The sequence below is a fragment of the Aurantimicrobium minutum genome (assembly GCF_029894165.1).
Lineage (GTDB): Bacteria > Actinomycetota > Actinomycetes > Actinomycetales > Microbacteriaceae > Aurantimicrobium > Aurantimicrobium minutum_A.
In genome coordinates this window covers 1091343-1104718 of sequence record NZ_JARXXU010000001.1, presented here as the reverse complement: position 1 = coordinate 1104718, position 13376 = coordinate 1091343, and the positions used below count along the sequence as shown (strand labels likewise).

Genomic DNA, 13376 nt, shown 5'->3' with positions numbered 1-13376 from the left:
ACCGGACTATCCGCAGAAGATTGGTGCGTGGACATTCAGAATCGAATGCGCACCAAGGTTCAAGAATAGCCGTATCTGAGACCGTGGTCAAACCAACACGACCAACGGTTTCAACCGATTTACTCCCCTACTGCCTCATGAGGAACAGAAGTGACGTCACCGTCGGCTCCTGTCGAGATGTTTGCAGTAGAAACTCGACGTGAACGCCCTCTCCCCTGACCAGCTTTTTTAGGCTCTGGCAGTGCATCGAGAACATTTTCGAGAATGACTTCGGCCTTTTCTGCCGAGACTCGTGGCTTACGGCCACGACCAGATTTCACGGGGATATCGAGAATCTCGACAACTTCTTCAACGTCCTGAGTTTCGTCATGTTCCTCAGTGGTGTGTCCCAACGTGCTGGCAGCGATCTGCGCTAAAGCGTTCTTGGCGCCTTCAGGGATGGGGTGGGCCACCACTGCAGGGGCTACAGGCTGGTTATTTCCACGACCCTTGCTGCGACGACGAGGCTCAGCGGCATTAGATTCACCGTTGTTCCCAGCTCGAGTAACAGGTTCGTGGTGAACAATCACGCCACGACCAGCACAGACCTGGCAGGCCTCCGAGAAAGTTTCCAGAAGACCCAGACCCAACTTTTTACGCGTCATTTGGACCAAGCCCAAGGACGTGACTTCAGCAACCTGGTGCTTCGTGCGATCACGAGAGAGACATTCGATCAGGCGACGGTGGACCAAGTCGCGGTTGGTCTCCAGCACCATATCGATGAAGTCGACCACGATGATGCCACCAATATCGCGGAGTCGAAGCTGGCGAACGATTTCTTCTGCGGCTTCCAAGTTGTTCTTTGTGACGGTCTCTTCTAAGTTTCCACCCGAGCCAACAAACTTGCCCGTGTTGACATCGACTACGGTCATTGCTTCCGTACGGTCAATAACCAAAGAACCACCAGAAGGGAGCCAAACCTTGCGGTCTAACGCCTTTTCAATCTGTTCGGTGATGCGGTATTCCTCGAAGCTGTCACGATTTCCCTCATATGCAGAGACACGTTCCAACAGCTCCGGTGCAACCTGATTGAGGTAGCTCTCAATAGTGCTCTTGGCCATCTCGCCTTGAATGATCATGCGGTGGAAGTCTTCGTTGAAGACATCACGAACGATCTTGATGAGCAAATCAGATTCACTGTGGAGCAACGCAGGCGCGTTGTCGGTCTCTACCTTGCGAGAAATCTCTTCCCACTGCTGGGTCAAGCGCTGGACGTCTACGGTGAGTTGTTCCTCTGTAGCGCCCTCGGCGGCCGTTCGAACAATAACTCCCACGTTTTCAGGAAGTACTTCCTTGAGGATGCGCTTGAGGCGGGTGCGCTCGGTATCGGGTAACTTACGGCTAATTCCATTCATAGAACCGTTAGGTACGTAAACCAAGTAGCGGCCTGGAAGTGAAACTTGAGAAGTCAGACGAGCACCCTTTTGACCAACCGGGTCTTTAGTTACCTGCACAAGAACTTTGTCACCAGGCTTGAGCGCGTGCTCGATCTTACGAGCCTGATTACCGGTTTCTACCGAATCCCAGTCAACTTCACCCGAGTAAAGTACGGCGTTTCGGCCACGACCAATATCAACGAAGGCTGCTTCCATCGACGGCAATACGTTCTGAACCTTACCGAGGTAAACATTGCCAATCAGGCTTGCTTCTGATGCACGAGCGACATAGTGCTCTACGAGTACGTTGTCTTCTAGAACACCAATCTGTACTCGGTCTTCCATTTCCCGCACAATCATGGCGCGGTCCACTGCCTCTCGGCGTGCGAGAAACTCACTCTCGGTCACCACGGTGCGACGTCGACCTGCATCGCGACCATCTCGTCGTCGCTGCTTCTTTGCCTCTAAACGCGTAGAACCTTTGATCCGCTGTGGCTCGGTAATGAGTTCAGGTGCACGAGGAGTGCGAACGCGGACTACTGTGTTCGCAGGATCGTCCTGACCGGGTCGGTCTTCTCCCTGACGGCGACGGGCGCGGCGGCGAAGTGTTGAACTACCTTCTTCAGAATCGTCGTCAATCTGTTGACCAAACGAACCGCGCTCTGGGCGCTCCGTTCGGTTTGTGCGGTTGTTGCGGCGATCTTCCATGCGGTCACGACCGTCACGGGTAGGGATCCGATCTTCAGAGCCTGGCAGAGTGGGTGCGAAGAAAAAGATGTCCGTGATGTCTTTCGCCACGAAGGTGGGATATTCAACCGCAGCGACAACAGGCTGGGTTTCGACAACGGTTTCGAGGACAGCTTCAGCAAGAACTTCTGCGGCTACCTCGATAACTTCGGCTTCGGCAACAGCTTCAGCGACAATCTCCTCGGCTACCAAGACAGCCTCGGCAATGATTTCTGCAGCGACATCCGCAGCTTCGGTCACGACTTCAGTGACCAATTCTTCGACAGCGTCGGAGTCGAGGCTTACGTTTTCTTCGTTGTTTTTCACCATGGGTGGTGTGCTTCCCGTTACCCCCTGCGTCACCGCGCCACCTGGGGTGTAACTATTCTCTTTTGCCGAAGACTCGAGGCTTTCGGGCTATAAATCTTTTATTCTTCCCACAGAATCCGGCTTTGTAGCTCTGGAACTGTGGCGGGCAATCGCGGTGATTCCCCGTGCGCATAACCGTTGTTATGCAAAGTCTTGATTGTCACGTCGCACGAGAACGCTGTCGTCGCACTTCTACCAGTATGTCAGGTTTGGACAGCCTGCGTGATTCCTGAGTGAAAGATTCCAGTCCACGACCATAATGAGAAGGTGAGTATTCCCATCGCCGAGTCCAAACGCCCGACTGGGCTCGCGTTCTTCATGCTCATTGCCGGGGCTATAGGACTCACAGCCGCATTCGCACTCTCGGTTGAAAAGATCCATCAGCTCCAGTTCCCTGACGAGAGCGCCTCCTGTGACTTTGGTGTCGTTGTTCAGTGCGGCAAGAATCTTGCATCGTGGCAAGGATCACTTCTGGGTTTCCCGAACCCACTCATAGGTCTGATGGGGTGGTCCGTAGTCATCACCTTGGCGATTGCACTTCTCGCTGGAGCACGTTGTGCTCCGTGGTTCTGGCGTGGGCTCAACATCGGTGCTGCTGGTGCACTGGGGTTTGTCCTGTGGCTGTTTAGCCAGTCCGTGTTCGTTTTAGGAACTCTCTGCCCCTGGTGCATGGTGACGTGGTTTGCAACCATCCCTTTCTTTTGGGTCATAACCTTCTGGAACATGAAACACGGCGTGTGGGGAATAAATGCTCAAAAACTCGGTTCACTTTTATTGAGCTGGGTTGGGTTGATCATTCTGGTGAGCTTTCTCATTGAAGCCCTCATTGCTCAACTCGTACTCGACTGGATAGGTACTCTGTAGTAATGACTTCCCCGGAAATGTCCCTCCCACTTTCCGACAAACTTGACTCCCGACACAAGGTCATCTTGACCGTCATATTGGTTTCTACTTTTGTCGTTTTTCTGAACGAAACAGCCCTCGGCGTTGCACTTCCTCAGATCATGACCCAGTTGGGTATTGCGCCCAGCACCGGACAATGGCTCAACACGGCATACATGCTGACCATGGCGGTCATCATCCCCACCACAGGATTCCTGCTCCAGCGTTTCAGTACTAAACGTATGTATATCGCGGCGATGCTTCTGTTCACTACAGGCACTCTCGTCGCAGCCCTGTCCCAAGATTTCTTATTCCTCCTGCTGGGACGGATTCTGCAAGCTGGGGGCACTGCCATCATGCTGCCTTTGCTCATGACTACCGTCATGGTGATTGTTCCCGAACATCTCCGTGGCCGCATCAACGGAACAATTTCTTTGGTGCTCTCTGCAGCGCCCGCACTAGGTCCTGCCTTCAGCGGTATCGTCTTAAGCTTCTTGGACTGGCGATGGCTCTTCTGGATCATGCTTCCTATTGGAATTGTGACCCTCATCATTGGAGCGATCAATATCTCCAATAGCCAAGAACCTCGGCGAATCCCTATTGATGTCCGGTCCGTTGTCTACTCTGCTTTCGCATTCTCTGGCTTGATTTATGGTCTCAGCGCTTTTGCGGATGCCGCCCGAGGTGTAAGTTCACTCTCGCCATGGATTCCACTCGCGTTTGGAATCATTTTCTTCGTTCTGTTTATTCTGCGTCAGACCAAGCTTCAGAAGACGGATAGTGCCCTTCTTGACCTGCGTACCTTCCGATCGCGCGCCTTCACCGAAGCAATGTTCCTGCTCGCAATTGGAATGTTGATTCTTTTCGGTGCTGGCATCCTCATCCCCATATACATGCAAAATGTTCTCTTGGTTGAACCATTGGTTACCGGCCTCATGATGTTGCCTGGCGGTCTGGCCATGGGACTTTTGGGACCTGTCGTTGGCCGCATCTATGACAATCGTGGACCACGAATTTTGTTGATTCCTGGAGCCATCGTGGTCAGCCTTGCCTTCTGGTCCATGGTGTCGTTTACGGAGAACACATCAGTCTGGATGGTTTTCGCCAGCTACACGCTACTGAGTTTGGGGTTAGCTTTCCTCTTTACTCCCCTCTTTGCTCTCTCCCTGAGCTCAGTACCGCCTCAGCTTTACAGCCACGCCAGTGCAACAATTGGCACTCTGCAGCAACTTGCCGGTGCTGCAGGCACGGCGTTATTCATCACTGTCATGACGTTGATATCGGTCAACCTCTCTGAAGGTGGCGCCTCAGAGATCACCGCATTGGCCGGAGGCATTCAGGCAGCTTTCCTCATTGGTGCCATCCTGTCTCTCGGTCTGATTGTTGTCGCGTTAATTCTCAAGCGACCAGCTAATGCAGAAGAGCGAGCCGCAGAATTGATGCACTAACAGTGACCGCAAATACAAAGAAAGCCCAGCACATGCTGGGCTTTCTTTGTATTCTCTACTGATTTATTTAAACCAGAGCGCCAATTCGCGAGAAGCAGATTCTGGGGAGTCTGAGCCATGAACGAGGTTCTGCTGAACTGCTGCACCCCAGTCGCGACCTAGGTCACCACGAATAGTTCCTGGCGCTGCAGTGGTGGGATCGGTTGTCCCCGCTAAGGAACGGAACCCTTCGATTACTCGGTTACCAGCAAGACGAATCGCGACAACGGGACCAGATTCCATAAAGTTCACCAGTGGCTCATAAAAGGGTTTTCCAACGTGTTCTTCGTAGTGCTTGCCGAGGAGTTCGCGATCTGCCTGCACCAAGCGAATGTCGACGAGGGCATAACCTTTGGCTTCGATGCGAGACAAGATTTCACCGGTAAGTCCTCGAGCAACGCCATCGGGCTTAACTAGAACAAGTGTTTCTTCAATAGCAGTCATTATTTTTCTTTCTTTTGAGAGTCCAGTTTTGCCCCCGCCGTCATGGCGAAAGCCCAAATACCTGCAAAGACTGCTCCGATGAGGAACAGCATGGTCACAGCAAAACCACTGAGAACGAGAATGGCTTGAACGGCCCAGCCGAGAATGAATGCCCAGCGGTATTTCATCATCAAAGCAATGGTGAACACCATCAGCGCACATAATGCGGCACCGCCACCTAGAGCAAGCCACGCTGGCAGAGCACCCAGTCCAAAAATCGTGAGGGCAGCTAAACCCACAACAATAAGCTCAAACCCGAGTACTACCTGCCCCAAGGAAGCTTGGGCTGAACGAACTCGTCGGGGTTCTTGTGGGGGCTCTGAGGTCTCAGTCACAATGTCCATCCTTGCGTCTCTGCAGCCAAACCAATGGTCAGACCCACCAAAGTAATGGAACCGGTTACAACCACTGCCCCCTGTTCGGAGTTGGCAGCATAACCACGTGCCATGGCCAAAGCCACAATTGGATCTGGCTCAATAATTACGTTGCCTTCTCCGACCAGATCAGCAGCAAGAAAACCCAAGTCCCGGGCAGGCCTGGTGCGCTCCGTAGGAGCAGTAGTCACAATGAAACGCGAAGCAACAGGAGCCAGCGCCTCGATAATCCCCTGAGCATCTTTATCTTCAAGGATGGCAAGCACAACGGTCACGTCGTCGAAAGTGAAGTAGGTACCCAGTGCCCGTGATAGCGAGTGAGCACCGTGAGGGTTATGAGCCGCATCCACGAGCACCGTCGGTTCAGCAGCGACAAGCTGCAGTCGACCAGGTGATGTGACTGTTGCGAAGGCTTCGTCCAACACTTCTTGCTCGAGCGCTTGTGAGGCACCACCCAAGAATGCTTCCACTGCAGCAATGGCCAGCGCTGCATTTTCAGCCTGGTGATCACCATAGAGTGCAAGAAACAAGTCTTCGTAACGCCCTGCGGCACCCTGAATGGTCACCAATTGTCCGCCGACAGCAACGGCGCGGGATACAACCGCGATGGGGTTACCGACTTCTGGGGAGGAAGAAGTAGAGACGAATGTCAGGGTCGATTCCGTGAGGTCAACAGCTTCTTCTAAAACTGCTTGCACGATGGGATCTTGAGCAGCTGAGACAACCATCGAGGAAGGCTTGATAATTCCTGATTTGGTTCGCGAAATAGTATCTAGATCTTTCCCCAGACGATCTGTATGATCCAAAGCAATCGGAGTGTAGACAGCAACCACACCATCAGCGACGTTGGTGGAATCCCACTCGCCCCCCAGTCCAGCTTCAACCACCGCAACATCAACGGGAGCGTCCGCGAAGGTGCCATACGCCAAAATCGTCATGACTTCAAAGAAGGTCAGACGTGGCTCACCTTTCTTTTCCAGCTCGCTATCTACTAACTCGACATAGGGCTTCACATCCAACCAGTTCGTCACCAGCACATCATCACGAACGGGAACCCCGTCGAGCAGGATGCGTTCGTTGAAGGAAACAAGATGTGGAGAAGTGAAAACGCCGGTTGTCAGGCCATAAGAACGCAGAATGCTCTCGATAAGGCGTGCCGTCGTGGTCTTTCCATTTGTTCCTGCAATGTGGATAACGGGATAGGCACGGTGAACATCGCCCAAAAGCTCCACGACCCGTCTGGTGGGTTCCAGCCTAGGCTGGGGCATACCTTCACCAAGGCGAGTCTGGAGTTCTGCAAACACTAATTGAGCAGCACGGGCATATTCGTCCTGTTCAGCAGGATCGAGACCTTCGTAGTCGTCATCCGAAGAGAAATCACCGTTGGCAAAACCGCCAGGAGTGAGGTCATCACTAGACATTAATTACTCGATTCACTCGGGATACAGCCACCACGAAACTACCTTCGTTGGCATACTGCCCCGCAGGAATAACAGCAAAGTGTTCTGCAGGTGTGGATGCTATAGAAGGGAGCCACTCTGCAGGAGAAATTTCTGCGTATCCAGCAAGCTCCGAATGGAACGTGGTGTCGTGCACCGCAAATTCTGAAGCAAGAGTATCTCCAGCAATATCCGCAGAGGTCTCGAGTCGCAATGCAGCGGCATCGGCATTAGAGAAACAAATCACATCGAGGTGGATTCGATCAGAAACCTCAAAACCTGCGGCCTTACGGGTGTCTTGTACGGCACGAATAACATCGCGGGCCAACCCCTCAGCTTCGAGTTCGACCGAGGTCTCTGTGTTGAGCAGGACAAATCCGCCACTGGGAAGCAACGCGAGTGCCTGAGTAGATTCCCCAGTATCACCTGTTTCCAACGTGAGGTCATACTCGCCTTCGACGAGTTCAACCCCGCCTGCAGTAACAACACCACCAGATTCAGACCAGTCTCCTGCTTTCGCAGCTTGAATGATCTGTTGAACTTGCTTACCAAGGCGTGGTCCTGCAGCACGGGCATTAATGCTCAGTTTTTGGGTAATTCCATAGTTCTCTGCGGAGTCTTCCGTGAGCAGGACCACCCGGACCTGTTTGACGTTCAACTCATCTCGGAGAATGTCGCTGAAGGGGAAGAGCGAACCAGCCAACTCAGAAACCACGGTGAGGTCGGCCAATGGAAGTCGGACACGCAGTCCTTCCTTCTTCCTCAACGCCAGAGCTGTGGAAGTAATCTCACGAACAGTATCCATCGAGGCCACCAAGGTGGGATCGGCGGGGAATAGCGTCTCATCAGGCCAATCCTCGAGGTGAACAGAACGCCCACCCGTGAGGCCTTGCCAGATGTTCTCTGTGACGAGCGGGAGGAGAGGTGCTGCGACGCGGCAGAGTGTCTCCAGCACGGTGTACAACGTGTCGAACGCGTCGAACGCTGCAACACCGCCCGTCCAGAATCGATCACGTGAACGGCGAACATACCAATTGGTGAGTACATCTGCGAAGTTACGCAACGATTCTGCAGCATTGGTGGAGTCGAGTGCATCCAAGTGTTCCTGGACTTCTACAATCAGGTCACGGGTTTTGGCCAGCAGGTACTTATCCAATACATGTGGGCTGTTTGTGCGCCATGTTGCTTCGTAGTTATCTGCGTTGGCATAAAGGGTAAAGAAGTAGTAACTGTTCCACAACGGCAAAAGAAGTTGACGAACTCCCTCACGAATGCCCTCTTCGGTAACAACCAAGTTGCCCCCTCGAAGCACGGGGGAACTCATCAGGAACCATCTCATGGCATCCGAGCCATCACGGTCAAATACTTCAGAAACATCGGGGTAATTTCGCAAGGATTTGGACATTTTCTGCCCATCGTTGCCCAGGACAATTCCGTGTGAAACTACATTCTTGAATGCCGGGCGATCAAAAAGTGCTGTGGCAAGAATATGGAGGGTGTAGAACCAGCCACGGGTTTGACCGATGTATTCCACAATGAAATCTGCAGGGTTGTGGCTATCAAACCATTCCTGGTTTTCAAATGGATAGTGAACCTGAGCAAAGGGCATAGAACCGGAGTCAAACCAGACATCCAAGACGTCTTCGATGCGGCGCATGGTGGACTTACCCGTGGGGTCATCGGGGTTTGGCCTGGTCAATTCGTCAATGAAGGGGCGGTGCAAGTCGGTGGGACGCACTCCAAAGTCACGCTCGAGTTCATCGAGTGATCCATACACATCGATACGTGGGTATTCCGGGTTGTCTGATTTCCACACAGGAATCGGAGAACCCCAATAACGGTTACGGGAAATAGACCAGTCACGTGCATTGGCCACCCACTTACCAAACTGACCATCCTTGACGTTGTCGGGAACCCAGTTGATCTGCTGGTTGAGCTCCTCCATGCGGTCGCGGAACGTCGTGACAGAAACAAACCACGACGAGACGGCACGATAAATCAAGGGTTGGCGGCAGCGCCAGCAGTGAGGGTAACTGTGCTCGTAAGAGGCAACACGAATCAATCGACTCTGTTCACGCAGCAGGTTAGTGAGGGGCTTATTTGCTTCAAAAACCTGTAAGCCGGCAACTTCTGCGAATCGTGACAGGAACTTTCCACCGTCATCGACGGAGACGCGCACGCCGATTCCTGCGGTTTCACAGACCTTTTGGTCCTCTTCACCATATGCAGGGGCCTGGTGAACGATCCCTGTACCGTCTGCTGTGGTGACATAGTCAGCGACGAGAATCTGCCACGCGTTGGCTTGATATTCCTCGTCATCTGCGTAGTAATGCCACAGTCGCTGATACGTCACACCCTCTAAGTCGGCGCCCACAATTGTGACCTTGACGGCTTCCTTCGCAGATGCCGCATCTTCATAACCCAAGTCCTTGGCATAGTTGCCCAGTAAATCGACCGCGATGAGGTAATCCGCATCACCAGAGGAAGCACCGTCTGCTGCTCCGTTGGGGCCTGCTGCAACAACTGCGTAGTGAATCGCGGGACCTACTGCCAGAGCAGCATTGGTGGGCAACGTCCAGGGCGTGGTCGTCCACGCGAGAGCGCGGACGCCAGCGACGCCCAGCGCTGCTGCTTTGTCCCCCGCCAGAGGGAAGGTCACGGTGACCGACTGATCCTGACGCATCTTGTAGACATCATCATCCATGCGCAGTTCATGGTTCGACAAAGGGGTTTCATCGTTCCAGCAATAGGGCAGAACACGGAAGCCTTCGTAGGCAAGTCCCTTGTCATAGAGACGCTTGAAGGCCCAGATGACGGACTCCATGAAAGAGATATCGAGTGTTTTGTAGTCGTTCTCAAAGTCAACCCAACGGGCCTGGCGGGTCACATACTGTTGCCATTCCCCGGTGTAACGAAGGACGGAAGAACGAGCTTCTGCGTTAAACGCAGCAATACCCATCTCCTCAATTTCTTCCTTCTTTGTGATGCCGAGTTGGCGCATAGCTTCCAACTCAGCGGGCAGACCGTGAGTGTCCCACCCGAAACGTCGATCAACTTTCTTGCCACGCATGGTTTGGTAGCGAGGGAACAGGTCCTTGGCATAGCCGGTGAGGAGGTGACCATAGTGAGGAAGACCGTTAGCAAACGGAGGACCGTCATAGAAAACCCATTCATCACCGTCTGCACGCTGGTCTATTGAGGCCTGAAAGGTGCCGTCTTGTTCCCAGAATGAAAGGATCTGCTCCTCGATAGCGGGGAAAGAGGGCGAAGGAACAATGTCTGCCTGTTGACCGAATGGGTTACGGCGGGGATACGTCACGGGAAGCTCCAGTTATTTTTGAGTAAAACACTGTGCCAGGACGAAATTTCTTCCGCGGTACCACCTGAGCTTGTGAGGAATCTCACCGCTTGTTCGTGAGCAATAACGGGCTCGTCCCGTTCGGTTCTACTAGACCCAGAAGGCCGTTCTTCCGAAAACTCCCCGGTGATAGCCGGATCGGTGTCGTTACTGACCATTCTACGGGCTTTAGTACAGTAGGAACATCACCATTTGAGGCATCAGGCCACAGCAATCCTGCTGAGGCATTGACACGATGCCGCCCATAGAGAGCGAGAAATACCTGTGACCATGACGCCCGCCAACGTTCCTGATAAGCCGGCTCTAGAAGGACTCGAAACTCTCTGGGATAAGAAATGGGAAGACACGGGTCTCTACCGGTTCCGTCGTGATGGCCAGAGCCGTTCAACTGTCTACTCGATTGACACTCCCCCACCCACTGCCTCTGGTTCTCTTCACATTGGCCACGTCTTTAGCTACACCCACACTGATGTCATTGCACGCTTCCAACGCATGTGTGGCAAAGAAGTGTTCTACCCCGCAGGATGGGATGACAACGGCCTACCCACCGAGCGTCGCGTTCAGAACTACTACGGCGTGCGCTGCGACCCTACCCTGGCTTATGTCGAGAACTTCGTTCCTCCGTTCGAAGGCGGTGACAACAAGAGCTCCAAAGCAGCAGATCAACTGCCCATTAGCCGCCGTAATTTCATTGAGCTGTGCGAAAAGCTCACCGTTGAAGACGAAAAGCAGTTTGAAGATGTGTGGCGCCAGCTCGGTCTTTCAGTGGACTGGACACAGACCTACCGCACGATTTCTGATGACACCATCACCACGAGCCAATTGGCTTTTATCAACAATCACGCACGTGGTGAGGCATACCAAGCAATGGCCCCAACGCTCTGGGATGTCACTTTCCGCACTGCTGTAGCCCAAGCAGAACTGGAAGATAAGGAGATGCCAGGTGCTTATCATCGCCTGACATTCCACAAACCAGATGGTGGTCATATCGAAATCATGACCAGCCGCCCCGAGCTGTTACCCGCCTGTGTTGCCCTGGTGGCACACCCAGAGGATGAACGCTACAAGCCCTACTTTGGTAAAACCGTGAAGACACCCGTCTTCGGAGTAGAAGTTCCCGTACTTGCGCACCACCTGGCTCAGCCCGATAAGGGAACCGGTATTGCCATGATCTGTACGTTCGGAGACGTAACCGACGTCGTGTGGTGGCGTGAACTGAACTTGCCAACCCGTGCAGTTATTGGATTCGACGGCCGTTTCATCTCTGACGCACCTGAGGGACTCGAATCCCCCACTGCTCAGGCAGCGTATGCAGAGCTTGCCGGTAAGACTGCGTTCAGCGCCAAAACCGCCATGGTGGAGATGCTCAAGGAATCAGGCGAGATGCTGGGCGAACCTGAACCCATCTCGCACCCTGTGAAATTCTTCGAAAAAGGCGATAAGCCCCTCGAGATCGTCTCCACCCGCCAGTGGTATATCGTCAATGGCGCCAAGGATGAAGAGCTCAAGAAGAAACTCATCGACCTTGGTCAAGAAATGTCCTGGCACCCTGACTTCATGCGCGTGCGCTACGAGAACTGGGTCAACGGACTCAACGGTGACTGGCTCATTTCTCGTCAGCGCTTCTTTGGTGTGCCCATCCCCGTGTGGTACCCCCTCGACAAAGATGGCAACCCCGTTTTCGATGAGCCACTCATTGCCAGCCGTGCCCAACTCCCAGTTGACCCTTCAACCGATGTTCCTCAGGGTTACACCGAAGATCAGCGAGGAATCCCCGGCGGCTTCCAAGGAGAAGTTGATGTCATGGACACCTGGGCGACATCCAGCTTGACGCCACAACTTGCAGGCGGCTGGGAACGCGATGAGGAACTGTGGAACCTTGTCTCCCCCTTCGACCTGCGCCCCCAAGGCCAGGACATTATTCGTACCTGGCTGTTTAGCACCATGTTGCGTTCGGCACTCCAGTCCGGAACGAAGCCGTGGACAAACGCTGCCATTTCAGGCTTTATTGTCGACCCTGACCGTAAGAAGATGTCGAAGTCCAAAGGTAATGTCGTCACTCCTGCCGACATGTTGGATCAGCACGGTTCAGATGCCGTGCGGTACTGGGCGGCAAGTAGTCGCCTAGGAACGGATGCGGCTTTTGATCCACAAAATCCGACACAAATCAAAATTGGACGCCGTCTGGCCATCAAACTCCTCAACGCATCGAAGTTCATTTTGAGCTTCACAGCACCTGCAGGAACGCAGATCACTAATCCTCTAGATCTCTCCATGCTCGAGAGTCTGCACAACGTCGTTCGTGAAGCAACAGAAGCTCTTCAGAACTACGACCACGCGAAGGCTCTCGAAGTGACGGAACACTTCTTCTGGACCTTCACTGATGATTACCTCGAGCTGGTCAAGGAACGTGCCTATAACCAGGATCACCCGGAACAAGCCTCCGCTGCCGCCGCCCTCAACCAAGCATTGACGGTGTTTTTGCGCTTGCTTGCACCGGTATTGCCGTTTGCTACCGAAGAAGCTTGGTCGTGGTTCAATACAGACAGTATCCACCGTGCCAGCTGGCCAACCCCTGGCAACGACGTCATCGGAAACCCTGAAGTTCTCAAGGCTGCATCTGAAGCGTTGATTGGTATTCGACGTTCCAAGACCGAAGCTTCCGCAAGTCAAAAAACTGAGGTTCTGACCGCAACGATTGCTGCCCCAGAAGCACTCATCTCGCTGCTAGAACAAGCTCAGGGTGACCTCATGGCGACCGGCCGTATCGCAGAGCTCAATTTCGTGGAAGCAGACGAACTGGCTGTGAGCAACATCGAACTTGCACCCGTCGCCGAATAAGC

Annotated in this window: 8 protein-coding genes; 3 read left to right on the top strand and 5 right to left on the bottom strand. The window is 53.4% G+C overall.

All coding sequences use genetic code 11. From position 1 onward, the window contains the following. Positions 1 to 119: 119 nt before the first annotated feature. A complete protein-coding gene (locus M2119_RS05590) occupies positions 120 to 2471 on the bottom strand; it encodes an Rne/Rng family ribonuclease (RefSeq protein ID WP_280803956.1) in 2352 nt (783 codons plus the stop codon). Positions 2472 to 2777: 306 nt separating this feature from the next. Here M2119_RS05590 and M2119_RS05585 point away from each other — a divergent pair, with 306 nt between their 5' ends. After that, the gene (locus tag M2119_RS05585) at positions 2778 to 3374 is read left to right on the top strand and encodes a vitamin K epoxide reductase family protein (protein ID WP_280803955.1); all 597 of its coding nucleotides are present in this window, start codon (positions 2778 to 2780) and stop codon (positions 3372 to 3374) included. A gap of 2 nt (positions 3375 to 3376) precedes the next feature. Further along, complete coding sequence (locus tag M2119_RS05580) at positions 3377 to 4840, top strand: DHA2 family efflux MFS transporter permease subunit (RefSeq protein WP_280803954.1); 1464 nt, start codon at positions 3377 to 3379, stop codon at positions 4838 to 4840. A 63-nt stretch (positions 4841 to 4903) separates the two neighbouring features. Here M2119_RS05580 and ndk read toward each other — a convergent pair whose 3' ends face one another. From ndk to ileS, 4 genes are read right to left on the bottom strand one after another with little or no spacing between them, the layout of a single operon-like run. Further along, positions 4904 to 5323 (bottom strand): nucleoside-diphosphate kinase, encoded by a 420-nt coding sequence (ndk, locus tag M2119_RS05575; protein WP_280803953.1) that lies wholly within the window; start codon positions 5321 to 5323, stop codon positions 4904 to 4906. Further along, positions 5323 to 5697 (bottom strand): DUF4233 domain-containing protein, encoded by a 375-nt coding sequence (locus tag M2119_RS05570; protein ID WP_280803952.1) that lies wholly within the window; start codon positions 5695 to 5697, stop codon positions 5323 to 5325. Before M2119_RS05570 ends, ndk begins: the two co-directional genes overlap by 1 nt. Then, entirely contained in the window at positions 5694 to 7157 is a 1464-nt protein-coding gene (locus M2119_RS05565) for a bifunctional folylpolyglutamate synthase/dihydrofolate synthase (protein ID WP_280803951.1), read from the bottom strand. The genes M2119_RS05570 and M2119_RS05565 overlap by 4 nt, the downstream gene beginning before the upstream one ends. Further along, complete coding sequence (gene ileS / locus M2119_RS05560; RefSeq protein WP_280803950.1) at positions 7150 to 10494, bottom strand: isoleucine--tRNA ligase; 3345 nt, start codon at positions 10492 to 10494, stop codon at positions 7150 to 7152. Before ileS ends, M2119_RS05565 begins: the two co-directional genes overlap by 8 nt. Positions 10495 to 10803: 309 nt before the next feature. On the opposite strand from ileS, the gene valS reads away from it, so the two are divergent. After that, on the top strand, positions 10804 to 13374 hold the full coding sequence (valS, locus tag M2119_RS05555) for a valine--tRNA ligase (protein ID WP_280804462.1): 2571 nt from the start codon (positions 10804 to 10806) through the stop codon (positions 13372 to 13374). Positions 13375 to 13376: the final 2 nt, after the last annotated feature.